The organism is Stella humosa (assembly GCF_006738645.1).
Lineage (GTDB): Bacteria > Pseudomonadota > Alphaproteobacteria > ATCC43930 > Allostellaceae > Allostella > Allostella humosa.
In genome coordinates this window covers 5,630,016-5,655,227 of record NZ_AP019700.1, presented here as the reverse complement: position 1 = coordinate 5,655,227, position 25,212 = coordinate 5,630,016, and the positions used below count along the sequence as shown (strand labels likewise).

Annotated in this window: 21 protein-coding genes; 9 read left to right on the top strand and 12 right to left on the bottom strand. The window is 70.7% G+C overall.

Annotated features, from left to right (window positions below):
• Positions 1-90: 90 nt before the first annotated feature.
• The 4 genes from STVA_RS26650 to STVA_RS26635 are packed head-to-tail and all read right to left on the bottom strand — an operon-like array spanning position 91 to position 5,080.
• Positions 91-1,719, bottom strand: coding sequence for an ABC transporter ATP-binding protein (locus tag STVA_RS26650; protein ID WP_123690366.1), 1,629 nt, complete (start codon positions 1,717-1,719; stop codon positions 91-93).
• Positions 1,716-2,528, bottom strand: coding sequence for an ABC transporter permease (locus STVA_RS26645; RefSeq protein WP_123690368.1), 813 nt, complete (start codon positions 2,526-2,528; stop codon positions 1,716-1,718). The genes STVA_RS26650 and STVA_RS26645 overlap by 4 nt, the downstream gene beginning before the upstream one ends.
• 8 nt (positions 2,529-2,536) lie before the next feature.
• Positions 2,537-3,481 (bottom strand): ABC transporter permease, encoded by a 945-nt coding sequence (locus STVA_RS26640; RefSeq protein ID WP_123690370.1) that lies wholly within the window; start codon positions 3,479-3,481, stop codon positions 2,537-2,539.
• A 42-nt stretch (positions 3,482-3,523) separates the two neighbouring features.
• On the bottom strand, positions 3,524-5,080 hold the full coding sequence (locus STVA_RS26635; RefSeq protein WP_123690373.1) for an ABC transporter substrate-binding protein: 1,557 nt from the start codon (positions 5,078-5,080) through the stop codon (positions 3,524-3,526).
• Between the two features lie 199 nt (positions 5,081-5,279).
• On the opposite strand from STVA_RS26635, the gene STVA_RS26630 reads away from it, so the two are divergent.
• From STVA_RS26630 to STVA_RS26620, 3 genes are read left to right on the top strand one after another with little or no spacing between them, the layout of a single operon-like run.
• The gene (locus STVA_RS26630; RefSeq protein WP_123690375.1) at positions 5,280-6,473 is read left to right on the top strand and encodes an aminotransferase class I/II-fold pyridoxal phosphate-dependent enzyme; all 1,194 of its coding nucleotides are present in this window, start codon (positions 5,280-5,282) and stop codon (positions 6,471-6,473) included.
• A gap of 30 nt (positions 6,474-6,503) precedes the next feature.
• A complete protein-coding gene (locus STVA_RS26625; protein WP_245978335.1) occupies positions 6,504-9,095 on the top strand; it encodes a DNA translocase FtsK in 2,592 nt (863 codons plus the stop codon).
• Positions 9,096-9,125: 30 nt separating this feature from the next.
• The gene (locus STVA_RS26620) at positions 9,126-10,769 is read left to right on the top strand and encodes a Na/Pi cotransporter family protein (protein WP_142235891.1); all 1,644 of its coding nucleotides are present in this window, start codon (positions 9,126-9,128) and stop codon (positions 10,767-10,769) included.
• A gap of 11 nt (positions 10,770-10,780) precedes the next feature.
• On the opposite strand, the gene STVA_RS26615 is transcribed toward STVA_RS26620, so the two are convergent.
• The 7 genes from STVA_RS26615 to STVA_RS26585 all read right to left on the bottom strand — a co-directional run bounded on the left by STVA_RS26615 (position 10,781) and on the right by STVA_RS26585 (position 18,347).
• The gene (locus tag STVA_RS26615; RefSeq protein ID WP_123690379.1) at positions 10,781-11,641 is read right to left on the bottom strand and encodes a dienelactone hydrolase family protein; all 861 of its coding nucleotides are present in this window, start codon (positions 11,639-11,641) and stop codon (positions 10,781-10,783) included.
• Entirely contained in the window at positions 11,641-12,213 is a 573-nt protein-coding gene (locus STVA_RS26610; protein WP_170216501.1) for a HutD/Ves family protein, read from the bottom strand. Before STVA_RS26610 ends, STVA_RS26615 begins: the two co-directional genes overlap by 1 nt.
• Positions 12,214-12,217: 4 nt before the next feature.
• A complete protein-coding gene (locus STVA_RS26605) occupies positions 12,218-13,288 on the bottom strand; it encodes an ABC transporter ATP-binding protein (RefSeq protein ID WP_123690384.1) in 1,071 nt (356 codons plus the stop codon).
• Between the two features lie 2 nt (positions 13,289-13,290).
• Positions 13,291-15,024, bottom strand: coding sequence for an ABC transporter permease (locus tag STVA_RS26600; protein ID WP_123690386.1), 1,734 nt, complete (start codon positions 15,022-15,024; stop codon positions 13,291-13,293).
• Positions 15,025-15,106: 82 nt separating this feature from the next.
• Positions 15,107-16,168 (bottom strand): ABC transporter substrate-binding protein, encoded by a 1,062-nt coding sequence (locus STVA_RS26595; protein ID WP_123690388.1) that lies wholly within the window; start codon positions 16,166-16,168, stop codon positions 15,107-15,109.
• A gap of 107 nt (positions 16,169-16,275) precedes the next feature.
• Positions 16,276-17,088 carry an enoyl-CoA hydratase gene (locus STVA_RS26590; protein WP_123690390.1) on the bottom strand — a complete coding sequence of 271 codons (813 nt, stop codon included), beginning with the start codon at positions 17,086-17,088 and terminating at the stop codon, positions 16,276-16,278.
• A 50-nt stretch (positions 17,089-17,138) separates the two neighbouring features.
• A complete protein-coding gene (locus STVA_RS26585) occupies positions 17,139-18,347 on the bottom strand; it encodes a CaiB/BaiF CoA transferase family protein (RefSeq protein WP_123690391.1) in 1,209 nt (402 codons plus the stop codon).
• Positions 18,348-18,457: 110 nt separating this feature from the next.
• Between STVA_RS26585 and STVA_RS26580 the strand changes: the two genes are divergently transcribed.
• The 3 genes from STVA_RS26580 to STVA_RS26570 all read left to right on the top strand — a co-directional run bounded on the left by STVA_RS26580 (position 18,458) and on the right by STVA_RS26570 (position 21,508).
• Complete coding sequence (locus tag STVA_RS26580; protein WP_123690393.1) at positions 18,458-19,264, top strand: FCD domain-containing protein; 807 nt, start codon at positions 18,458-18,460, stop codon at positions 19,262-19,264.
• A gap of 100 nt (positions 19,265-19,364) precedes the next feature.
• Positions 19,365-20,036 carry a LolA family protein gene (locus tag STVA_RS26575; protein WP_123690395.1) on the top strand — a complete coding sequence of 224 codons (672 nt, stop codon included), beginning with the start codon at positions 19,365-19,367 and terminating at the stop codon, positions 20,034-20,036.
• Positions 20,033-21,508 carry a tetratricopeptide repeat protein gene (locus tag STVA_RS26570; RefSeq protein WP_123690397.1) on the top strand — a complete coding sequence of 492 codons (1,476 nt, stop codon included), beginning with the start codon at positions 20,033-20,035 and terminating at the stop codon, positions 21,506-21,508. Before STVA_RS26575 ends, STVA_RS26570 begins: the two co-directional genes overlap by 4 nt.
• 9 nt (positions 21,509-21,517) lie before the next feature.
• On the opposite strand, the gene STVA_RS26565 is transcribed toward STVA_RS26570, so the two are convergent.
• Positions 21,518-22,255, bottom strand: a complete 738-nt coding sequence (locus STVA_RS26565) for a DUF1194 domain-containing protein (protein ID WP_123690399.1) — start codon at positions 22,253-22,255, stop codon at positions 21,518-21,520.
• A gap of 110 nt (positions 22,256-22,365) precedes the next feature.
• On the opposite strand from STVA_RS26565, the gene STVA_RS26560 reads away from it, so the two are divergent.
• The 3 genes from STVA_RS26560 to pyrF all read left to right on the top strand — a co-directional run bounded on the left by STVA_RS26560 (position 22,366) and on the right by pyrF (position 25,184).
• A complete protein-coding gene (locus tag STVA_RS26560; RefSeq protein ID WP_123691301.1) occupies positions 22,366-23,151 on the top strand; it encodes a gamma-glutamyl-gamma-aminobutyrate hydrolase family protein in 786 nt (261 codons plus the stop codon).
• A 256-nt stretch (positions 23,152-23,407) separates the two neighbouring features.
• Positions 23,408-24,361, top strand: a complete 954-nt coding sequence (locus tag STVA_RS26555) for a 2Fe-2S iron-sulfur cluster-binding protein (protein WP_123690401.1) — start codon at positions 23,408-23,410, stop codon at positions 24,359-24,361.
• A gap of 106 nt (positions 24,362-24,467) precedes the next feature.
• Positions 24,468-25,184 (top strand): orotidine-5'-phosphate decarboxylase, encoded by a 717-nt coding sequence (gene pyrF, locus STVA_RS26550; RefSeq protein WP_123690403.1) that lies wholly within the window; start codon positions 24,468-24,470, stop codon positions 25,182-25,184.
• Positions 25,185-25,212 lie beyond the last annotated feature (28 nt).

Here is a 25,212-nt window from a genome sequence, read left to right as displayed (position 1 = left end):
GCCCGGACCGCCCGCCCGATCGCCGCCTCCAGCCGCCCCTCCGGCGGCCGGTGGGCCGGATCGGGGCGGGTGGGGCGGCGGGCGGGCGCTTCATGCCGCCAGGTCGTCGATCCGGGGCGAGGCCTCGAGCAGGGCCTTGGTGTAGGGGTGCTTCGGGTGGTCGAAGATCTCGTCGCGGGTGCCGGTCTCCACCACCAGCCCATGTTCCATCACGGCCACGCGGTCGGCGATCTGGGCTACGGCCGCCAGGTCGTGGGAGATGAACAGGCAGGCGAAGCCGTGCTGGGCCTGAAGGCGCTGGAGCAGCGACAGCACCTGCTGCTGGATGGTCATGTCGAGCGCCGACACCGGCTCATCGGCGACGACGAAGGCCGGGCGGCGGACCAGGGCGCGGGCGATCGCGACGCGCTGGCGCTGCCCGCCCGAGAGCGCGTGCGGGTGGCGATCGGCGAAGCCGGCCAGGCCCACCTCCTCCAGCACCTCGGCCACGCGGGCGGCCTTGGCCCGGCCGTCCATGCCCTCGGCATGGCGCAGCGGCTCGGCCACGATCGGGCCGACGCGCATGCGGGGGTCGAGCGAGGAATAGGGGTCCTGGAAGACGAGCTGGCAGGCCAGGCGGAAGCGGCGCATGGCGGCGGCATCGCTGGCGGCGATGTCGGTGCCGGCGAAATGGATGCGCCCCGCCTTGGCCGGGATCAACCCCAGGATGGCGCGGCCCAGCGTCGTCTTGCCCGAGCCCGAGCCGCCGACGACGGCCAGCACCTCGCCCGGGCGGATGTCGAGGCTGACACCCTTCACCGCATGCACCGGGCGGCCGGTGGAAAAGAGCCGCTTGCGGCCGGGGAACAGCACCTCGAGGTCGCGGACCGAGACGATCGGCTTGGCTTCGGCCGGCACAGGGCGGGCGGGGCCGCGGCGCGGCAGCGCGCCCACCAGCGTCTGGGTATAGGGCTGCTGCGGGCGGAGCAGGATGTCGCGCGAAGTGCCGGCCTCGACGACCCGGCCCCGCTCCATCACCACGGCGTTGGCGGCATAGCGCCCGACCAGGCCCAGATTGTGGGTGATGAGGATGACGGCGGTGCCGTTGTCGCGCGTCAGCTCGACCATCAGGTCCAGCACCTCGCGCTGGGTCAGCGTGTCGAGAGCGGTAGTCGGCTCGTCGGCCAGCAGCAGCTTGGGCTGCAGCAGCATGACGGCCGCCAGCATGATGCGCTGGCGCATGCCGCCCGAGAACTCGTGCGGGAAGGCGCCGAGGCAGCGGTCGGGATCGCTGATCTGCACCCGCTCCAGCATCTGGCGGCAGAGGCGGCGGACCTCGTCCTTCGACAGCTTGCGATGCAGCTCCAGCCCTTCGGAGAGCTGCGAGCCGATGGTGAGCGCCGGGTTCAGCGACACCATCGGCTCCTGGAAGACCATGCCGATGCCGGGTCCGCGCAGGCCGCGCATGGCCGCCGGCGGCAGGGCCGTCAGGTCGCGGCCGTCGAAGACGATACGCCCGCCGGTGCGCCGCACGCCGGGCGGCAGCAGGTCCAGCACCGAGCGGGCGGCCATCGTCTTGCCGCTGCCGGATTCGCCGACCAGCGCCATGATCTCGCCCGGCTGGACCGAAAAGGACACCCGGTCGACCACCGGCCGATCGCCGGCCGAGACAGTGAGGTCGGTGACCGACAGAAGGGGAGCGGGCAGAAGTGGGGCGGCATCCGCCCGGGTTGCGCTCATGCCGTCCCCATGCGCGGGTCCAGGCGGTCGCGCAGCGCGTCGCCCAGAAGGTTGATGCCAAGAAGGGTGAGCGCGATGCAGAGGCCGGGGGCGATCGACAGCCACGGCGCCTGGTCGAGATAGGGCCGGGCGGCCGACAGCATGTTGCCCCAGGTGGGTGCCGGCGGCGGCACGCCGAGGCCGAGGAAGCTGAGCGCGCTTTCGGCCAGCACCACCCAGCCGAACATGCTGGTCGCCAGCACCACGATCGGCGCTACGCAGTTGGGCAGCACGTGCCGGGCCATCGTGTAGACCTCGGAATTGCCGATGACGCGGGAGGCCTCGATATACTCGCGCTCGCGTACCGACAGCACGGTGGCGCGCACGACGCGCACGACGGACGGCGCATAGGCCAGGCCCAGCGCCAGGATGATGCCCCACTTGTTGGGGCCGATGATCGCCATCAGCCCCAGCGCCAGCAGGATACCGGGGAAGGCCAGCAGCGTGTCGTTCACCGCCATCAGGATGCGGTCGAGCCAGCCGCGCACGAAGCCGGCCAGCACGCCGATGACGATGCCCAGCACCACGGCCGCCACCACCGTCAGCAGCGCCACCAGCGCGCTGGTGGCAGCACCCGCCATCAGGCGGCTGATGACGTCGCGGCCGAACTCGTCGGTGCCGAGCCAGTAGAGGTCGGACGGCGGCCGTAGCCGGGCGCGGAGATTGATCCGCAGCGGCTCGTACGGGGTCCAGAAGTTGGCGAGGAGGCTGACCACTGCGAGGAGGCCGATCAGCGTTCCGCCGATGACCGCATTGGCGCGCACGCGCATCCGCCGCCTCATTCCGCCGCCACCCGGGGATCGAAGACGGGATAGAGCAGGTCGACCAGGAGATTCACCAGGACATACATGATGGCAATGAAGAGCAGGCAGCCCTGCACGACCGGATAGTCGCGCGCGAAGATGCCGTCGACGAGGAGCCGGCCGAGGCCGGGCAAGGTGAAGACCGTCTCGATCACGGCGATGCCGCCCAGCAGGTTGCCGAGGATAAGGCCGATCAGCGTCCAGGTCGGGGCGAAGGCGTTGGGCAGGGCATGGCGCCACAGCACCCGGCCCTCCGGCACGCCCTTGGCCCGGGCGTGGGTGATGTACTCCAGCCGCAGCACCTCGATCGTGGCGGCGCGGGCCATGCGGGTGATGACGCCGATCTCGATCAGCGTCAGCGTGGCGATCGGCAGGATGACGTAGGCCAGGGCCCGGCCGAAATTCTCGCCGAACGAGACGTAGCCCACGACCGGCAGCCAGCCGAGCTTCACCCCGAACAGCAGCAGCATCAGCAGGCCCAGCCAGAAGCTGGGAATCGACAGCAGCATGGTGGCGCCGGCGACGATCATCAGGTCGCCCAGGCTGTTCTGCTTCCAGGCCGCGATCATGCCGGCCGGCACGGCCACCAGCGTCGCCAGCACGACGGCCGCCAGCACGATGCTGGCGCTGACCCGGAAGCGGTCGAGGATCAGCGGCAGGACCGGCAGGTCGTTGGTGATCGAGCGCCCGAGGTCGCCGACCAGGACGTTGCCCAGCCAGTACATGAACTGCATCGGGATCGAGTGGTCGAGGCCGAGCTGACGGCGAAGCTCGGCCAGCGTTTCCTCGGTGGCAGTGTCGCCCAGCATGAGCTGGGCCGGGTCGCCCGGCACCAGCCGCAGCATGACGAAGACCGCCAGCGCGACCAGCAGTGCCGTCGGCACCGTCATCAGCAGGCGGTGGAGGATATAGCGCAGCACGGCGGGCCTGCCTTCCGGAGCGGGTGGAACCTGTTGGGGCGGCTACTGCAGCGATACGCCCCAGAGGCGCGGCTGTCCGGCAGCCCAGCCCTTATAGCCGCTTGCCCGCTTGGACGAGGCCGAGATGTCGACGCCGTTGTAAAGAACCAGCATCGGGGTATCGGCCAGGAACATGGCGTGCAACTGGTCGAAGATCGCCTGCCGTCGGCCGCGGTCGGCCACCACCATCGCCTCGTCCAGCAGTTTCTGGGCTGCGGGATTGTCCCAGATCTTGCGCGGCTGCTTGTCCTTCGGACCCGTCATCATCTCGTAGTTCAGGGCCGCATCGAGCCGGGCGGAATAGGAGAACGACATCATCTGGTAGTCGCCCTTGAGGTAGCGGTCGAGCTGGGTCGCCCACTCCAGCACCTCGAGCTCGGCCGCGATGCCCACCTGCTGCATCATCGCCTGGGCCAGGACCGCGGCATCGTACATCGCGCCATAGCGCTTGTTGGCCAGGATCTTGATCGGCTGGCCGCGATAGCCGGCCTCGGCCAACAGCTTCTTCGCGAGCGCCGGGTCGTGTGGCGCGCGCTGGGCCTGGGCCGGGCTGTAGTAGGAGCTGGGCGTCGGCACGATCGAGGCGTTGGGCTTGGCCGTGCCCTGGGTGATGCCGGTCGCGATCTCGGCCGTGTCGATGGCGTGTGCGATGGCGCGCCGCACGCGCACGTCCTGCAGCACCGGGTCGCGGGTCTGCAGCAGGAAGGCGCTGACCGACATGGTGGGGGCGGTCTCGACGGTGATGTCGCCGCGGCGCTTCAGCTCAGCCACGTCCTCGGCCGTGACATCGGTCGACACGTCGATCGAGCCCGCCATCAGCGCCGCCTTGATCGCCGAGGGGTCGGGGATGACCAGGAAGCGGACCCGCTCCACCTCGACCTTCTTGCCGCCGACATAGCCGTTGCGGGGGCCCGGCAGCGACTGGTAGGCGGCGAACCGCTCCAGCTCGATATATTGGCTGCGCTTCCACTCGCCGAACTTGAAGGGGCCCGTCGCGATCGGACCCTTCCATTTGCCGTCGGCATCGACCGAGTCCTTGTGCAGGATGGCCGAGCCGCCGCAGTCGGGGCGGGCCATGACCGACAGGAAGAGGGCGGTCGGCTTGTCGAGGCGGAAGACGACCGTCTTCGCGTCCGGCGTCTCGACCGCCTCGATCCGGGTCAGGCCCTTGCCGTCGAACTCCGACAGGCAGCGCCACTTGGTCGCCGGGTCGAGGTAGCGCTTCCAGCTCCAGGCGACATCGGCCGACGTCACCGGCTGACCGTTATGGAAGACGAGCCCGTCGCGCAGCGTGAAGGTGTAGGCCTTGCCATCGGGAGACACATCGACCTTGGCCGCCAGCAGCGGCGCCACGTCGCCGGTTTCCGTCAGCCCGACCAGACCCTCCAGGACATGCATCATCACCGCGTCGGTATTGCCGTCGCGGTTGACGCCGGGGTCGTTGGTGCGGATGTCGGCATTGATCGAGACCCGCAGAGTGTCAGGCGACTGGGCCACCGCCGATCCGGCCATCATCATCGGGGCGGCGAGCAATGTCAGGGCAAGGGCGGCACGGCGCATGCTTGCGTCTCCGGCTTGTCAGGGTTCGATCGGCCCAACTATGCGTTTCATGACGAGAAAGTGCAACGCCGTCTTGGGCAGGCCTTGCTGGTGCCGCCGCCCTGGCCGCATCCAGTTTGTGAGGCTCCGGGGCCAGGTGGTTGTTTTGGCGCAGGTCGGCTTGTACGATCCCCGGCTTCCCGGGGGGAATCATCTACGCATGCTGAACGAACGCCTAGAAGCGCTGGGGGACAACCCCTTCTATCGCCTTGCCACCCTGCTGGCCGGCACCCAGCCGCTGGCCAACGAGACGCCCCTCCTGATGTCGGCGGGCGAGCCGCAGCACCCGCCGCCGGCGCTGCTGGCCGAGACGGTGGCCGCCAATGCCCATCTGTGGGGCAAGTATCCCGGTAACGAGGGCAGCCCCGAGTTCCGCCGCGCCGCGACCAACTGGCTGAACCGCCGCTACGGTCTGCCCGAGGGCATGATCGACCCCGAGCGCCAGGTGTTGCCGCTCGTCGGCACCAAGGAGGGCCTCTACCTGCTGGCGCAGGTGGCCGTGCCACAGGAGAAGAAGGGCAAGCGCCCGACGGTGCTGCTGCCCAACCCCTACTATCACGTCTACAACGCCGCAGCCGTCATGTCGGGCGCGGAGGCCGTGTTCCTGCCGGCGACGAAGGAGACGGGCTTCCTGCCCGACCTCGACGCCATCCCCGAGGAGACGCTGGAGCGCTGCGCGCTCTTCTATCTCTGCTCGCCCGCCAACCCGCAGGGGGCGCTGGCCGATCTCGACTATCTGAAGCGCCTGATCGCGCTCGCCCGGCGATACGACTTCGTGCTGCTGGCCGACGAGTGCTACGCCGAGATCTACGACACCGTGCCGCCGCCCGGCGCGCTGGAGGCCGCGGCCGCGATGGGCGGCTCGACCGACCATGTGCTGGTCATGCACTCGCTGTCCAAGCGGTCGAGCGCGCCCGGCATCCGCTGCGGCTTCGTCGCCGGCTGCCCGGATCTGCTGCGGATGTTCACCCGCCTGCGCAGCTATGGCGGCTCCACGGTGCCGATGCCGCTGCTGGCGGCGGCGACCGCGCTGTGGGACGAGGAGACGCACGTCGCCGAGAACCGCGCGCTCTATCGCCAGAAGATCGACATCGCCGAGCGGGTGATCGGTGATCGCTTCGCCTTCTACCGGCCGCCGGGCGGCTTCTTCCTGTGGCTCGACGTGGGCGACGGCGAGAAGGCGACGCACCGGCTGTGGACCCAGGCCGGAATCAAGGTCGTACCGGGCGGCTACATCGCCCGGCCGAATGCCGACGGCAGCAACATCGGCCAACCCTACATTCGCGTGGCGCTGGTCCATGACGCGGACAAGGTAGAGGCCGGTCTCGGCCGCCTCGTCCGCGCCCTGGGCTAGACGGCACCCGGGAAGACGAGCGACCGACCGATGGCGCGGGGAAACATGGGCAAGGAGACGATGGCGCGCGCCTTCATGGAGCGCGCCACCGGCGGCACCGAGACCGTCTCTCGGTTCCTGCGGCGGCGGCTGGAAGAGACCGCCGGCGTCCTCCTCTTCGCGCTGGGGCTGGCCTTCCTGGTGGCGCTCGTCACCTACGATCGCGGCGACCCGTCCTTCAACCGGGCGGTCGACGCGCCGGTGCGCAACCTGATGGGCCATAGCGGCGCCTACGCCGCCGACCTGCTGTGGCAGAGCGTCGGCATGGCGGCATTGCTGATCCCCGTCGTGCTGATCGCCTGGGGCTGGCGGCTGGCGGCCCACCGCCTCGTCAACCACATCGCCTTCCGCCTGATCGCCTTCTTCCCGACCTTGCTGGGCCTGGCCGCCACCCTGTCGATCATGCCGTTTCCCGACAATTGGTGGCTGCAGGGCGGCTGGGGCGGTTTCACCGGCGGCCTGCTGCTGCACCGGATGAGCGGGCTGGAATACACGCTGGGGCCGTTCGGCTACGGCATCCTGCTGTTCGTCGTGACGATCACCAGCCTGGTCGGGGCGGCCTATGTGATCGGCCTGTCGCGGGCGGAATGGAGCGGGGCCGGCCGCGGTGCGGGCAGTGCCGGCGGCCTCGTCAGCCGCGGCGTGGTCGGGCTCGGCAACCTGCTGCTGCGCCTGTGGGACCAGCTACGTCCGCCCAAGCGGGCCACTGCCGCCCCCGCGGCCGCCCGCCCGCCCGCCGCCGTGGCACCGGCGGCCGAGCCGCGCAAGCCCGGTCGCGCGCCCCGCGCCGTGCCGGAGCCGGCCGAGCGGGTGGAGCCCGTCTTCGCCCGCCGCGGCGGCGTCCAGCCGGCCGACCCCGATGGCGACGGCCCGGACGACGAGCCCGAGGACGACCTGCGCCCGATGCCGCTGCCGGCGCGCGCCGCGATGCCGGCCGCACCCGCCATCGTGCCGCCCATTCCCGACCCGCGGCGCCAGACCGTCGCCGTCGACCTCAGCCAGCGGCGGCAGGCGACCGCCGCCGCCGCCAAGAAGCCCGCCACCAAGCAGGCGGCCCTCGACCTGTCGGTCGACGGCGAATACCGCCTGCCGCCGCTCGACCTGCTGGCGCCGATCCCGCCGGTGATCGATGCCGGCGTCGACGAGGCGGCCCTGTCCAACAACGCCAAGATGCTGGAAGGGGTGCTGGAGGATTTCGGCGTGAAGGGCCGGATCGTGAAGGTCCGCCCCGGCCCGGTCGTCACCCTCTACGAGCTGGAGCCCGCCCCCGGCACCAAGTCGTCGCGCGTCATCGGCCTGGCCGACGACATCGCGCGCTCGATGAGCGCCGTCTCCGTCCGCGTCGCCGTGGTGCCCGGCCGCAACGTCATCGGCATCGAGCTGCCGAACCGCAAGGCCGAGACGGTGTGGATGCGCGAGCTCCTGTCGGCCGACGCCTACGAGAAGACCTCGGCCCAGCTCATGCTGGCGATCGGCAAGGACATCGGCGGCGCGCCGGTGATCGCCGACCTCGCCCGCATGCCCCATCTGCTGATCGCCGGCACCACCGGCTCGGGCAAGTCGGTCGGCATGAACGCGATGATTCTGTCGCTCCTCTATCGGCTGCCGCCCGACCGCTGCAAGTTCATCATGATCGACCCCAAGATGCTGGAACTGTCCGTCTATGACGGCATCCCGCATCTGCTGGCGCCGGTCGTGACGGACCCGCGCAAGGCCATCGTCGCGCTGAAATGGACCGTGCGAGAGATGGAGAACCGCTACCGTGCCATGTCCCAGCTCGGCGTGCGCAACGTCGAGGGCTTCAATTCCCGACTGGCCGAGATGGCCAAGCGCGGCGAGGACGGCAAGCGCCGCGTGCAGACCGGCTTCAACGCCGAGACCGGCGAGCCCGTGTTCGAGGACCAGCCCTTCGACCTGAAGCCGCTGCCCTTCATCGTCGTCGTCGTCGACGAGATGGCCGACCTGATGCTGGTGGCGGGCAAGGACATTGAGGCCGCGATCCAGCGCCTGGCCCAGATGGCGCGCGCGGCCGGCATCCACATCATCATGGCAACCCAGCGCCCGTCGGTCGACGTCATCACCGGCACCATCAAGGCGAACTTCCCGACCCGCATCAGCTTCCAGGTCACCTCCAAGATCGACAGCCGCACGATCCTGGGCGAGGCCGGGGCCGAGCAGCTACTGGGCCGGGGTGACATGCTGTACATGGCCGGCGGCGGCCGCATCACCCGCGTCCACGGCCCCTTCGTGCGCGACGACGAGGTCGAGGAGGTGGTGAAGTTCCTGAAGGCCCAGGGCGAGCCCGCCTATCTCGACGAGGTGACCGAGGACGACATGGCCACGGGCGGCGAGGGCGGGTCGGGCGACGGGGACGACGGCGATGCCGATGGGCTCTACGAGCAGGCCGTGCAGATCGTCATCCGCGAGCGCAAGGCGTCCACCAGCTTCATCCAGCGCCACCTGCAGATCGGCTACAACCGCGCCGCCCGCCTGGTCGAGCGCATGGAGGGGGCGGGCGTGATCAGCTCGGCCAACCATGTCGGCAAGCGCGAAGTCCTGTGGAAGCACGGCGAGGGTAGCTGAGCCGCCGGCCCTCGGTGCCGGCGGGTGCAGGTGGATCTCTTCGCGCAGGTACTAGCCCCCGTCGTGGGCGGCCTCGGCCTCTTCCTGCTCGGCCTGGAGTTCATGGCCGACGGCATCCAGGCGATGGCCGTCAACCGCATGCGCGCCATGCTGGCCCGCTTGGCCGGCACGCCCATCAAGGGGCTGCTCGCCGGCACCCTGATCACCGCCGTCATCCAGTCGAGCACGGCCATGACGGTGATGGTCGTGGGCCTCGTCAATGCCGGCGTGCTGGGCCTGCGGCCGGCGATCAGCGTCATCATGGGCGCCAACATCGGCACCACCCTGACCAATGCCCTGGTGGCGCTGCCGCTTGGCCTGTGGGGCCTCTTCCTCGCCGGCATATTCGCCATCGCCATGGTATTCTCGCGGCGCGAGGCCACGCGCAACCTGTGCCTGGCGCTGCTCGGATTCTGCCTCATCTTCTATGGGCTGGGCCTGATGACCGGCGGCCTGCGGCCGCTGCGGGACATGCCCGACGTCATGGCCGTCATCACCGGCCTGCGCGCCGACGGCTTTGCCGGCCTCCTCTACAGCGTGATCGTGGCCGCCGTCATCACCGCACTCATCCACTCGTCCTCGGCCACCATCGGCATCGTCATGGGGCTGGCCGGGTCGGGCATCCTCGACTGGCAGACGGCGCTCGCCTTCTCGCTCGGCGCCGACCTCGGCACGACGATCACGTCCTTCATCGCCTCGCTCAACCTGTCGCGCAATGCCAAGCGCACGGCCTACGCCCACATCGCCTTCAACCTCATCGGCGTGGCGGTGATGCTGCCGCTGTTCCCGCTCGCCTGCCAGGTGGTGATCTTGCTGGTGGGCGACCCGGGAATACCGACGATGACGAACGGGGGCGCCGCCTATCCGCTGGCACCGGTCGCGGTCGGCGTCTACTCGATCGCCTTCAACATCTTCAACACGGCCCTGCTCTTCCCCTTCGTCGGCACCTTCGAGCGCGTGCTGGCACGCGTCGGCCATACGCAGGCCGACGACATCGAGGACTATTCCCGGCCGCGTTTCATCACCGCGGCGATGACGGGCGACCTCGCCCTTGGCGTCCCCGCGGTCCGGCGGGAGATCGCCCGTCTGCTGTGGGGAGCGGGCCTGTTCCTGCACGCGGCCCAAGGGCGCGCGGGTGCGCCCGACGATGCCGGCGAGCACCGCTTCGCCGTCGACGTGCTGGGCCGCGACATCCGCCGCTTCACGGCCGACCTGTTCCGGCCCGGCATGTCGGAGCCTGCCGCCGAACTGGTCGGCAGCCTGATCACCGAAGCCGACCTGGCCGCCAGCGTCGGCGACGCGCTCTACCAGACGGCCCACCGGGTAACGGGCGAGACCTTCTCCGACGGCGGCCGCGAACTGGTGGACTCCATCCTGCACGAGATGGCGATCGCACTCGATACGCTCGACCCCGACCCGGACCTGGCAACGGCGCTGGCCGTCCCGACCCTGCTGGCCGACCTGTCGTTGCTGCGCCGGCGCACGTTGCACCTGGCACCGTCGCTGACCGCCGGCGAACGCGGCGCGCTCCTGGCCCTGCTGGGCAGCGCCGAGCGCATGCTGCACCTGGTCGCGCGCATCGATGTGGAGCGCCGATCGGTGCCGCGCATGGCCGCCGGAGCCACGCTCGCCTGACCCGAGCCACCTCAAAGGTGGCGTTTCAGGAACCCACGTACCGCGTCGATGGCGGCCGCCCGCGCCGCCGGGTTCTCGCCGACGACGGAGCCCCGGCCGGTCGGGCTGTTGCGGTTCTGGACGTCCGGGCGCAGCGTCTCGGCCAGACCGGCCACATCGAAGGCGTGCCGGGCTTCGGGATAGACCTCGAGTTCGATCGGCAGGCCGCGGCTGCGGGCCACGAGATCGCGACACGCGGCTGCGGGTGTCCAGTCGTCGGCGTCGCCGATCAGGATGCTGAGCGGCACGCGGTATTCCGCCTGCTGCCGGCGGGGCAGCCGGCAGGCAGGATAGAAGGCGATCGCCGCCCGGAAGCCGCGCGGGGCAGCGTCCCGCGGTGGCAGGGCCGCCGCGTCGAGCGCGATGCCGCCGCCATGAGAGAAGCCGATCAGCGCGATGCGCCCGCCCAGGATATCCGGGCGCGATGCCAGCCAGTCGAGCCCGGCCAGGGCATCGACCAGCCGCTCCCGGTCCGACAGGCGGGTAAAGTCGCTGCAGATCTCCTTCAGTCCGCGACCGGCGAAACTGTCGAGCGACAGCACGGCCAGGCCCATGCCATCCAGCACCTGGCGCCATTGCGGGAGGTTGCGGCCGGGGCCGCTGCAGCCATGCATCAGCAGCACCGCCGGCACCGCCCCTGCCACCGGCGGCCGCGAGAACCAGGCGACCAGCTCGACCGGAACCGGCGCCTCTCCAGGCTTGAGGGAGGACGAGGCGACGGCGACCCGGTCCACCCGCAAGGCCTGCGCCGAGGCGGCCGACGCGAGCGAGACGGCCAGCAGCAAGGTGGCCAGCAGCAGGACGGCGAGCAGAAACCCCGGCAGACGGAGCATCACAAGACGGGCGCGTCCCACAGTTCCACCCAGGCGATGGTGGCGCCGGATGCATCCAGGGTGACGTGTTCGCCGCGCGGCAGCCGGACGGCATCCTGCAATGCCAGCGCCTCGGCGCCCATGCGGGCAGCACCCTGCAGCAGCACCGCGAAGCTGAGCGTCGCCGCGCCGGCCAGTTCGGTCGGACCCGAACAGGCGCGACGGGCGAGGCGATGGCGCCAGCGGCCGCGCGCGGTCATCAGGTTGAAGGCGATCACAGGGCCGCCCAGCAGCCGGCAACCGGTGGCGACGTCGCCCGGAAACGAGAACGGGGCCGAGGTCATGTCGAGCCGGGCGGCCGGCATGCCGGCTGGCGACAGTTCCACCCCGTCGCCGTCGGCCACCATGAAGGTGCGGTCGATCGGGCCGAAGACCGAGAAGGGGCCGGACGCTTCGATCCAGGCCCGGCTTACCCGCCAGTCCATGGCGTCCCAGGTGGCGTCGGCGGGGCCAGACGCGATGTCCTCCGCCCGGCCGCCGCCGTTCTTCCAGGGGATGGGGGTACGGTCGGCGGCGCGGAGGATCTGGATCATCGGATCAGCGTACCACCGCCATCTGCCGCGGGTCGAACTCCACCCACACCGCCGAGCCGACATCGAAGACATCGAACGGCGGTGCCGCCACCCGCAACTTCTGGTCGGTGCCGGGCAGGGTCACGCCATAGTCCCAGGTCTCGCCCAGGAAGACCCGGCTCGACAGGGTGGCCGGCAGCACCGGCACGCCGGCCGCAGGCGCCTGGCGATGGAGGCGCATGCCCTGGGGGCGGATCGACACCGTGCCCTCGGCCGCGCCCGCCGGCGGGGCCAGGCCCAGCATGCCGGCCGGCAGCGCGAACCCTCCCTCGAAGCCGACCTCGCCATTCTGCCAGCGCGCCGACAGAAGGTTGGTGCGGCCGATGAAGCCGGCAACGAAGCGGGTCTGCGGCCGGGTGTAGAGCAGGTGGGGGACGTCGACCTGCTCGATGCGGCCGGCATGCATGACGGCGATGCGGTCGGACGTCGCCATCGCCTCGGCCTGGTCGTGGGTGACATAGACGGTGGTGATGCGGAACTCGTCATGCAGGCGGCGGATCTCGAACCGCATCTCCTCGCGCAGGTTGGCGTCGAGGTTGGACAGCGGCTCGTCCAGCAGCAGGACCGACGGCTTGACGACGATGGCGCGCGCCAACGCCACCCGCTGCTGCTGGCCACCCGACAGCTCGGCCGGGTAGCGCCCGGCCAGGTGGCCCATCTGCACCACCTCCAGGATCTCGCCGACCCGCCGGCGCACTTCGTCGGAGGGCAGCTTGCGCAGCTTGAGCCCGAAGGCGACGTTCTCGGCCACTGTCATGTTCGGCCAGATGGCATAGCTCTGGAAGATCATCGACATGCGCCGCCGCTCCGGCGGCAGGGTCGATCCGGGCTGGGACACGACCTTGCCATCGAGCTCGATCGTGCCGGCGGACGGCTCGATGAAGCCCGCGATCATGCGCAAGGTCGTCGTCTTGCCGCAGCCCGACGGACCCAGCAGGGAGACGAACTCGCCCTCTTCGAGCGACAGCTCGACGCCGTCGACGACGGTCGTCTTGCCGAAGGCCTTGCCGAGGCGGTTCAGGACCAGACGGGGCATCGCTAATCCCTCCGCAACATGAAATCGCGCCCGGCCAGCTTCATGCCGACGCCGACGAGCACCAGGGTGATGACCAGCATCAGGCCGCCCATGGCGGCCACGACCTCGAAATTGCCGGCCTCGCTCAGGTCGTAGATGAGCACGGCCATGGTCAGCGTCTTCGGCCCGACCAGGAACACCGCCGACGACAGCTCGCGGGCCGAGACGATGAAGACCAGCAACCAGCCGCCCAGCAGGCTCTTGCGGATCAGGGGGGCGGTGATCTTCGCCACCGTGCGCATGCGCCCGCTGCCCAGGATGCGGGCCGCCTCCTCCATCTCGGGATGGACGGCGCGAATGGCCGCGGTGGAGTTGGCATAGGCGATCGGCAGGAAGCGAGCGACAAAGGCCATGACGATGATGGCGGCCGTGCCGTAGAGCGCCAGCGGCGGCGACGCGTAGGCGGCGTAGAAGCCGATGGCCATGACGATGCCGGGGATGACGAAGGGCGCCATCGCCAGGAACCCTAAGGCACCCGCGAACGGCACCAGCCGGCGTGCGGCGATGTAGGCGATGAGCAGCGCCAGGATGACCGCCGCCGTGGCGGCGATGCTGGAGAAGATCAGCGTGTTCCAGATCGACTGAATCGCCATCTCGTGGCGGAACAGCAGGTATTCGTAGTTGCGCAGGGTCAGGTTGTCCCAGCTGAAGCCGCGGCCCCAGCCCTTGGCGAAGGAGGCCTGGATCAGCACGATCATCGGCATGGCGACGGAGAAAATGCCGACGCAGGCGCACCAGCCGAACACCGGCCAGCGCCAGGGGCCGAGCCGGGTCGGCCGGCGTTCGCCGCCCTTGCCGCTCTGCGAGACGAACCCCTTGCGGTTGAGCAGCAGGCGCTGGGCCAGGATCATCACGACGGTGATCAGCAGCAGTGGCATGGCGTAGGCCGACGCCACTTCGACCCGGACGGGATACTCGAAGAACTGCCACAGCTGCGTGGTGACGACGTTGATCCGGGCCGGGATGCCGATGATGGCGGGCGTGCCGAACAGCGCGATCGTCTCCAGGAAGACGACGATGGTGCCGCCCAGGATGGCCGGCCAGACCAGCGGCAGGGTGATCTTCAGGGTCGTCGTCCAGGTGCCGGCGCCCAGGATGTTGGCCGCGTCCTCCATTTCCGACGACACGAGGTCGAGCGCGGACTTCACGAAAATGAAGATCAGCGGGAAGGAGTGCAGCGCGATGACCAGGGCCAGGCCGGAGAAGGAATAGACATTCACCAGCGGCGCCTGCAGCCCCGTCGCCCAACGCCAGAACTGGTTGAGGAAGCCGGCATTGGGGCCGGCCAGGAGGATCCATCCGATCGCCCCCAGGAAGGGCGGCAGGATGAAGGCCCCCAGCACCGTGATCCAGACGATGCTCTTGCCGGGCATGTCGGTGCGTGAGACCGCCCAGGCCATGGGCACCGCCAGCACCACCGAGATGCCGGCGGCGGCCAGCCCCAGCATCAGCGAGTTGCCGAGCGCCTCCAGATAGCGGGCCCGGCCATAGGCGGTCATGTAGTTGTCGAGGGTGAAGGCGCCCGTGCCGCGCGTCTCGAAGCTGGAGACGAGCAGCTTGCCCATGGGATAGGCGACGAGGACGAGAAGAACGGCCGCCAGCGCCACCCAGATGAGGGTGGCGGGCTCGATGTTGCGCAGCCGCGCCTGGATGGAGAGGGGGCGACCCGGCGCGCCCATTGCCGCACTGTCGGTCATGCTGGAACGATCCGCCTGGAATGGTGTCGGCGACCCGGCGCCCGCATGGGCGCCGGGGATCCGGTCTTACATGCCGGCGGTGTCAGACGCCGAAGATGTCGCGCCAGACCTCGCGCATTTCCGGCACGCCCTTCTCGGCCTCTTCCATGGTCGGCATGATCAGCTTGATGTCGTTGAGCGGCCGGCCGCCCACCGGGGGCGGCACTTCCGGCCGCAGCGACTCGTTGAACAGCTTGGTGATGACCCGCGAATATTCCGGCCCGGTCGCGAACTCCATGAAGAGCTTGGCGGCATTGGGGTGCGGCGCGTTGGCGATGATCGCCGTCGGCGCCGGCGTCGCCACCGTGCCGTCGGTCGGGTAGATCAGCTTCAGCGGGTTGCCGCGCGAGATGCTGAGCAGCGTGGTGGCGGACGGGATCGCCACGCCGATCGCCCGCTCGCCGCCGTTCATCAGCGTCACCGGGTCCATGCTGGAACGGCCGATCTGCGGCTTGTTGCGCTCCAGCTTCTTCAGGTAGTCGACGCCGTACATCTGCTTCATCAGCAGGGCCCAGATGCCGATGGCCCCGCTGTAGCCCGGATGGCCGACCGCGATCTGGTCCTTCCATTTGGGGTCGAGCAGGTCGGTCCAGCTCTTGGGCGCGTCGGCCGCGGATACCTTCTGGGTGTTGTAGCCCATCAGGTAGAGGCCGAAGTAGCAGGTCTGGAACATGTCGTCGGGGTCGCCCTTGCGGGCCGCCTCGATCATGCCGTCCGCGTTCTTCGGCCGGTACTTCATCAGCAGGCCTTCCTTTTTCAGGAAGCCGTAATGGCCGGAATCGGTCGAGCTGAAGATGTCGCACTGGGCGGTGCGGGCGCGCATGTCCTGCGACAGGCGCTGGAAGGCCACCTGGGACGTGCTGCGGATGACGTTCGCCTTCAGGCCCGGATAGCGCTCGCCGAAGGCCTTGCCCACCGCCTCGCCCGGCTCGGCGCTGAGCTGGCCTGAGTACCAGGTGACCTCGCCCTCTTTCTTGGCCGCCTCGTAGAGCTGCTTCTCGTGCGGGGTCATCTCCTGCGCCAGGGCCGGGAAACGGCCCATGGCGCCAACGGTGCCGAGCGCGGCACCGGCCTGCAGCAGACCTCGTCTGGTAATGATGGTCATGTTGGCGTTCCTCCTGCCTTGTCGTTTCCGGCCGGATGGCGTTGCGGACCCGTTGCCGGTCCGGCCGCCATCTCGCGCCGTCCTCTCGCCTTGAAGGTCGTCGGCCCTCAGCGGCCGCGAAACACCGGCCGCCGCTTCTCCATGAAGGCGCGACGGCCTTCCTTGTAGTCCTCGCTGTCGAAGCACGCGCGCTCCAGCGCGGCGTTGCCGTCATGGTCGCGGCGCGGCGCGTCGATCAGGCTCTGCTCGATCATCGTCTTGGCCGCGCGGATCGACAATGGGGCGTTGGCGGCGATCTCGGCCGCAATACCCTCGACGGTCGCCTCCAGTTCCTCGGGCGCCACCACCTCGTTCACCAGGCCCATGGCCAGCGCCTGGTCGGCGGTGTAGAGCCGGCCCAGGAACATCACGTGCTTGGCCATCGACGGCCCGACCAACTGGGTCAGCCGCTCCAGCGACTCCTGGGCGTAGGACACGCCCAGCTTGGCGGCCGGGATGCCGAACTTGCTGTCCGAGGATGCGATGCGCAGGTCGGCCCGCATGGCCATCGCCATGCCGCCGCCGACGCAGAAGCCGCGGATCATCGCCACCAGCGGCACCGTCAGCGACTTCATCGCCCGGCCGGCCGCGGCCGAGCGCGCGTGGTAGGCCTCCTCGGCCGCGGCGTCGGCGCGCACCTTCTCGAACTCGCTGATGTCGGCGCCGGCAGTGAAGGCCTTGTCGCCGGCACCGCGCATGATCACCACGCGGATCTCGGGATCGGCCGCGAACGCCGTGCCCGCCACCGCGATGCCGTCCCACATCTCCTGCGAGATGGCGTTGCGCCGCTCGGGCTGGTTGAAGATGAGCCAGCCGACCCCGCCCCGGCGCTCGGCGATGATCTTCTCGGTCGGAAGTGCGATGCGCGAGCCGCCATCCATGTGCGGGGTTCTCCTGTCGTCCTGGGCTGGCCGGCCGATGCGCCGGAAATTCAGATGATGCCGTCGGCCCTGAGCTTGGCGATCGTGCCGGCGTCGTAGCCGAGCGCGCCCAGCACCTCGTCGGTGTGCTGGCCGGCGTCCGGCGTCGGGCGGCGGATGCGATCCTCCAGCCCGCTCATGTTGAGGGGCGTGCCGACGATGCGCTGCGGGCCGAGGCGCGCATGCTCGACCGGCCGAGCCAGGCCCAGATGCTGGACCTGGGGGTCGGCGAAGGTCTGGTCGATGGTGTTGATCGGCCCGCAGGGAATACCGGCCTCGTCCAGCACCTCGATCCAGTGGAGGCTCGATTTCTCGCGCGTCACGTCCGAGATCGCCTGGTTGATCGCCAGCCGGTCCTTCGAGCGACCCTCGCCAGTGTCCCAGCCGGGCTTGGCCACCCAGTCGGGCTTGCCCAGCGCCTGGCAGAAACGGCCCCACAGGCGGGGCGACGACGCGGCGATGGTAATCGGCCGGTCGGACGCGGGGAACACGCCGGTCGGGATCGCGGTTGGATGGTCGTTGCCGGCCGCCTTGGCGACCTCGCCCGCCAGCAGCCAGCGCGACGCCTGGAAATCCAGCATGAAGACCTGCGCCTCGAGCAGGCTGGTATGCACCCAGCGCCCCTCGCCCGTCTCCTCGCGCTGGAACAGCGCCATCATCACCGCCAGCGCCAGCAGGTTGCCGGCCGTCAGGTCGGCGATCGGGATGCCCACGCGCAACGGGCCCTGGCCGGGCTCGCCCGTGATCGACATCAGCCCGCCCATGCCCTGGGCGATCTGGTCGACGCCGGCCCGGTGGCCATAGGGCCCGTCCTGGCCGAAGCCCGAGATGGAGGCATAGACGATGCGCTTGTTGACCCGGCGCACGGTCTCGTAGTCGACCCCGAGGCGGAACTTCACCTGTGCCCGCATGTTCTCGACGATCACGTCGGCGTCGCGGGCGAGCTGGAAGAAGATCTCCTTGCCCTTCTCGGACTTCAGGTCGAGCTCGATCGCGCGCTTGTTGCGGTGCAGGTTCTGGAAGTCGAAGCCGTCGCGGTTGCCGACCTCGCCGCCGCCGGTGCGCGGCGGCTCGATGCGGATCACGTCGGCGCCCCAGTCGGCCAGGTGGCGCACGCAGGTCGGGCCGGCGCGGGCGACCGTGAGGTCCAGCAACTTGAGGCGGCGCAGCGGCAATCCGGCATCGAGGCGGCTGTCGGCGGCAAGCCCGGCTTCGTTCATGGCTCCTCCATCCCCGTCGCCTGCTCGGGCGCCGGCTGGCTTGATCGTCTGTAGACAATCGGAGATGGCCTTTTCCGGCCGTCTTCCTGTAGTTTCTCTCCCTCGGTCCGATGATCGTATCAGCCATGGCGATCGATTGTAAACAATCCGTCCGCGCTCATTCCACCGCCCCCGATCCCGACCGGGAGGCGATTCCGACGCCCCCGGAAACGGCTGGCGTAGCACTCGCCGCGCGCGTGCAGGCTGCGATCGAGGCCTTGATCCTGGACGGCAGCATCGCCCCGGGCGAGCGCCTGAACGAGATCGCGCTCGCCCGCCGGCTGGGCGTCAGCCGCGGCCCGGTGCGCGAGGCCGCCCGCGCGCTGGAACGCAGCGGCCTGGTCACCGTGATCATGAACCGCGGCGCCTTCGTGCGCATGCTGGCCGTCGACGAGGCGATCGACACCTACGAGCTGGCGACCCTGCTCTTCGCGCAGGCCGGCCGCCAGCTCGCCATGGCGGCCGGCGCCGCCCAGGCGCTCGAGCTGGCCGGGCTCGTCGACGAGATGGACCGCGCCATCGCGGCCGTGGATCGCGAGCGGTTCTTTGAACTGAACACCCTGCTGCACCGCCGGATCGTCGAGATGGCGCCCAACCGGCGGATCGAGGCAGCCTACCTGGAGCAGACCAAGGCGCTGCGCCTGTTCCGCCGCCGCTCGCTGGAACCGGTCGCCAACATGGCCGCATCCAACGCCGAGCATCGCCGCCTGGTCGAGGCGATCCTGGCCGGCGACGGCGAACAGGCCCGCGCGCGGGCCGAGGAGCACGGGCGGGCGGGCCGCGGCCGCTTCCTGGCCGCCATCGCCTACCGCAACCCGGCACCGCCGCCAGCCCTGGCCGAGCCGGAGCACGGCGGGGTCGACCAACGCACCGGTTGAGCGGCGGCGACGCCTTGCCTTTGCCGCATTCCCCTGGCTTCATCCCACGCCGCAGCACCCGGATCCGCCGGGCTTCACCTGCTGTTCCGCCGAGGGTTCGATGCGCTATTCCCAGCTTCCGACCGGGCGCCGCTCCATTCTGGCGATGGCCTTTGCCGCGCTGGTGACCGGTGCCTCCTTCCCCTGGCCCGCCCTGGCCCAGACGGCCCCCGCCCGCCTGACGGCCGAGCAGCAGGCCGACGTCGAGCGCATGCAGGCCTACCTCTCGGGCATCCGCACCATGCAGGCCCGCTTCGTCCAGGTCGCCTCGAACGGGGCCTATGCCGAGGGCACCTTCTACCTGTCGCGGCCCGGCAAGCTGCGCTTCCAGTACGATCCGCCGGCGCCGCTGCTGATCATCTCGGACGGCACGGTGGTCTATTCCTACGACACCGCCCTGAAGCAGACGACCCAGATCCCGGTCAACCTGACCCCGCTCTGGTTCCTGCTGCGCGAGCGCATCAGCTTCACGGGCGACGTGACGCTGACCCGCTACGACCGCCAGGCCGGCGTCGTCCGGCTGACGCTGGTGCAGACCAAGGACCCGGCCGCCGGCTCGGTCGAGCTGGCCCTGCAGAGCGAGCCGCTGGCCCTGCGGCAATGGTCGGTGACGGACGGGCAGGGCATCACCACCAACATCGCGCTGACCGAGGCGCGCCAGGACGTCCGCCTGGATGGCAAGCTGTTCGTCTTCAACGAGAACCAGCCCGGGGGCGTCCAGCAGCACCAGTGACCAACCCCGCGGGCCGGGGGGCCCGCCGCCCCCTGCCGCCCGCGGTGGCCGCAGCCCTGGTCGGCATGGTCGTGCTGGGCGAGGCCATGTCTGCTGCGCCAGCCAGGGCCGACCTGGCCGGCTGCGACCGTCTGGCCGGGCTGCCGCAGCCCTGGCTTAACCATGGCGAGACCCCGCCGCCGCGGGCCGGGACCGCCTTCCCGCGCATCGAAAGCGAGCCCGCGATCCAGGCCTGCCGGAAGGCGCTGGCCGACCGCCCCGAGCATGTCCGCATCCGCTTCCAGCTCGGCCGCGCGCTCGACAAGGCCCAGCGCTGGGACGAGGCCGTGGCACAGTACCGCCGCGCGGCCGAGGAATCCTACGCACCCGCCCAGACCAGCCTCGGATTGCTGTACGAAGATGGGCGCGGCGTGCCGCAGGATCCCGCGACCGCCATGCGCTGGTATCGCCTGGCCTCGATCCAGAACTACCCGCCGGCCGATACCGCGATCGGCCTCCTCCACCTCGAGGGGCAGGGCACGCGGCGCGACGAGCGCGAGGCGGCCCGCTGGTTTCGCCAGAGCGCCGATCGCGGCGATGCCGTCGGCCAGCTCATGCTGGGCCGGCTGTTCCAGCAGGGCCGCGGCGTTGTCGCCGACGAGACCGCCGGCGCGGAATGGATCGGCCGGGCTGCCCGCCAGGGCGAGGCGGAGGCCGAGACCGCCTACGGCTTCGTCCTGCAACAGGGCCGCGGCGTGCGCGCCGACCCGGCCGAGGCCGCGCGCTGGTTCCGTCGCGCCGCCGACCAGGGCGACATCGCCGCCCAGAGCCAACTCGGCTGGATCTACGAGCAAGGGCTGGGCGTGCCGGCCAGCGATGCCGAGGCCGCCCGCTGGTACTTGCGCGCGGCCCGCCTGGGGGCGGCCGATGCCCAGCGCAACCTCGCCTGGCTCTACCAGCTTGGCCGCGGCGTGCCCCAGGACCCGGGCCAGGCCGCGCGCTGGTACGAGGCGGCCGCGGCCCAGGGCGACCCCCGGGCCCAGGTGGCGCTGGCCTGGCTGCACGAGCAGGGCATGGGCATCCCGGTCGACGAGGCCGCGGCCGAGCGGCTCTATCGCACCGCCGCGCGCCAGGGCTTCTGGCAGGGGCAGAACGCGCTCGCCTGGTTCCTTGCCATCCGCGGCCGCGACCTGCCCGAGGCGCTGCGCCAGGCCCGCGCGGCCGCCGCCCAGCAACCGCAATCGGGCGATGTCCAGGATACGCTGGGCTACACCTTGTTCCGCAGCGGCCGGCTGGTGGAGGCACAGGCCGCCCTGGAGCGGGCGATCGGCATGGACGCGGTCGAACCCGCACGCGTGCGCGAGCATCTGGGCGACGTCTATGCCGCCCTCAACCGGCGCGACGAAGCCCGGGCGCAGTGGGAGAAGGCGCTGGCCGCCCGGCCCGCGGCCTCCCAGCTCCTGCGGCTGCAGGAGAAGCTGCGGACACGCTGAACCCGGCGTTCAACGGCCGGCGATCGTCCGGACCGGCGTCGGCGTGCCGGCGATCTCCAGCACCATCTTGTCGAGGAGTGCGCGCGTGAAGTCGGCCCGGTCGCTGGCCGCCATGACGAAGGCGCCGGGTCCGCCGATGACGTTGCCCTCATAGTATTCCACCAGCCAGGGCCGCCCGCCCGGCCCCCGGCGATCGTCCTCCAGCACCGCCAGCGCGTTCACCGTGATCCCGCGGGCGACGGCACCGTCGCGGGCGGCCGCCGCGGGGTTTCGGCTGCGCATGTCGGCGTTGTCACCCGACAGGTCGATCACGCGGCGCGTCGCCTCGCAGCCGCATGCCGAGAACAGGCCGGCGGCGTGGTCGATCGCATCGCCGATGGCGTTGTAGCTCTGGGGCGAACGCGGTGCCGACACGATCGCGGCGGCCGCCGCCTCTGCCGAGGCCCGGTCCGTCACGAAAGCCCAGCCCACCACCGTTTCCGCCCCGCCGGGCGACCCCCACTCGACATAGGCGACGGCCAGTCGGCCGAAGGCGCCGCCGGCCACCGCCTGGAGCACCCGCGGGCTGGTGAGTGCCGCCGCGATCCCCTCGCGCTGGAGGCGGAACTCGGTCTCGTCGATGCTGCCCGACGAATCGACCGCCAGCACCAGGGCGGTGTCGACGGGTGCCTGGGCCAGGGCCGGCGTCCCCCAGGCCCAGGCGGCAAGCGCCAGGGCCACGACCGATCGCGCGAACGAAAACGTCATGGAATGGCTCCACAGTCTGGTCCGTTCCGTGCAATGATAATCGCACTCGCCCCAGTTTGGCCGTTCGAGATTTGGCCGCGGCCCGAACCCATCCAGCGATCGAGACCGGCATGACCCTGCCCGCAAGCCCGCCCATCGTCGGCATTCCGTCCTGCATCCGCTTCGTGCGCTACGCGACGTTCCATTGCGTCAACGAGCGCTATGTCGACGCGATGACCTGGGTCGGAACCCTGCCGCTGCTGATCCCCGCGGCCGGCCCGTCGATCGACCTGCACGAGGTGGTGCGCCGGCTGGATGGCCTGTTGCTGACCGGCAGCCCGTCGAACGTCGAGCCGCATCTCTATGAGGGCGGCGACAGCGAGACGCCCGAGTTGCACGACCCCAAGCGCGACGCGACCACCTTGCCGCTGATCCGCACGGCGATCGAGGAAGGCGTGCCGGTGCTGGCGATCTGCCGCGGCATCCAGGAGCTGAACGTGGCACTGGGCGGCAGCCTGACCCAGCGCGTGCAGACGGTCGCGGGCCGCTTCGACCATCGCTCGATCCGCTCGCCCGACATGGACCGCAACTACGGCCCCGCCCATGCGATCACGCTGGCCGAGGGCGGCATGCTGCGCGACCTGCTGGGGGTCGAGGACATGTGCGTCAATTCCCTGCACCAGCAGGCGATCTGCCGCGTCGCCGACCCGCTGCGGGTCGAGGCGATGGCGCCGGACGGCACGGTCGAGGCGGTCTCGATGCCGTCGGCGGCGGCCTTCGTGCTGGGCGTGCAGTGGCACCCGGAATACAAGCCGCAGGAGAACCCCTACAGCGTGCGCATCTTCCAGGCGTTCGGCGATGCCATTCACGCGCGTGCCCGGCGGCGTCTGCCGCTGGCGGCCCGCGCCGCCGCCTGATCGGCGTCCGGCATCGGCTCTATCCAGGGTTGGGCGAGAATTCGTCGCGGGCATGCCGGGTTTGCATGACTGAATTGCAAGAGTCGCGTTGGACCATCGGGCGAATCTGGGATTTTAATATCTGCGTCACGCGATCCTCTCTCCCTGTTGATCGCGACGCGGCGATGGCTGCGGCGCCCCCCCTGCCGCAGTCAACCTCCTCGCCCCCTGAACGCCCGGCCGCCCCCGGCCGGGCGTTTTTGCGTTTCCGGCCAGAATGATCCTGCTGAAAGTCGACGGCCACGCTCCGGCCACGATCGAGCATGGGCAAACGCTGCTGGAAGCGGGTCTGGCGGCTGGATTGCCGCTGCCCTATGGCTGCCGGTCTGGCCTGTGCGGCGCCTGCCGCATGCGGCTCGTGGCTGGCGAAGTGACCCATGATCCACACGCCGCCGCGGCATTGTCGCCGGCCGAGCGCCGCGGCGGCATCGTCCTGGCCTGCCGCGCCCGGGCTACCAGCGACGTGACCCTGGCCCTGGCGGACGCACCGTTGCCGCCACCCTTCCCCCGCCGCTTCGACACCCGCGTCGCGAACCGGCGCCCGCTCGGACCCCGCATCACCGAACTGGCGGTCGAGCCGCCGCCCGGCGGGCTCGCGTATCTGGCCGGGCAGTATGCGACGTTGGGCTTTGCCGGAGCTGCGCCGCGCGATTTCTCGATGGCCGGTCTGCCGGGCGACGCCACCATCACCTTCCACCTGCGCGCAGCCGGCTCCGGCGGGGCGGCGGCGGCGGCCGCCGACCTGCGGCCGGGTGACCCGGTGACGATGGAGGGGCCATTCGGGCGCGCCTATCTGCGGCCGGATGGCGCCGGGCCGCTGCTGTTGGTGGCGGGCGGCACCGGCCTGGCACCGATGCTGGCGATCGCACGCGCCGCGCTGGCGGAGCAGCCGGACCGGCCGACGACGCTATGCGCCGGGGCCACCGACCCGGCCGACCTCTATGGCGCCGCCTGCCTGGACGGGCTGGCCGCTGCCCACCCGTCCTTCGCCTGGCAGGCCGCCACCGATCGGCTGGTGGCCGTTGCGGTCACGACGGCGGAATCGCTGGATGCCCCGGTCATCCATGCCGCAGGGCCGCCCGCCATGGTTCGGGCATTACGCAGTGGACTGCGGGTATCCGGCGTCCGGCCGGCGGCGTTCCATTCCGACGCCTTCAACCCGGTCGGCTGAGCCGGCCCGGCCGCGCGGACTTGCCAGCCGCAAGCCTACGCGCCAAAAGAGCGCCGCCCCGACCACCGCCGCACCGGCCAACAACCCTCTGCGAGGTAGCCCAGCCATGCCAGAAGCCCGCCGGATCGACCCGCGCGACCGCCTCATCGTCGCACTCGACCTGCCGACCGTCGCCGAGGCCGAGGCCATGGTGCGCCGCATCGGCCCTGCCGCGGGCTTCTACAAGATCGGCCTGCAGCTCCTGTTCGCGGGTGGCATCGACCTCGTCCGCCGCCTCGTCGGCGAGGGGCACCAGGTCTTCATCGACGCCAAGTTCCTCGACATCCCCGAGACCGTGCGCAAGGCGGTGGAGAGCGTGGCCCGCCTGGACGCCACCTTCCTGACGCTGCACGCCGACCCGCGCACCTGCCGGGCGGCGATCGAAGGCCGCGGCGACTCGGCCCTGAAACTGCTGTTCGTCACCGTGCTGACCAGCGTCGGCAATGCCGACCTGCAGCGCGAGGGCTTCTCGCGCGGGCTGGCCGACCTCGTGCTCGACCGCGTCGACATGGTGCTCGCGGCGGGCGGCGACGGCGTCGTGGCATCGGGGGCCGAGGCCGCCGCCATCCGCGCGCGGGCCGGCGCCGGCCTGACCATCGTCACTCCCGGCATCCGCCCGGCCGGGACCGACGCGCAGGACCAGAAGCGCGTGGCGACCCCGGCCGCGGCCATCGCCGCCGGTGCCGACTACCTGGTCGTCGGCCGGCCGGTCACCACGGCCTCCGACCCGGCGGCGGCAGCGGCGGCCATCGTGGAGGAGATTCGCGCGGCGATCACCGGATAGAATTGCAACCACCCCGGTTGCCAGCGAA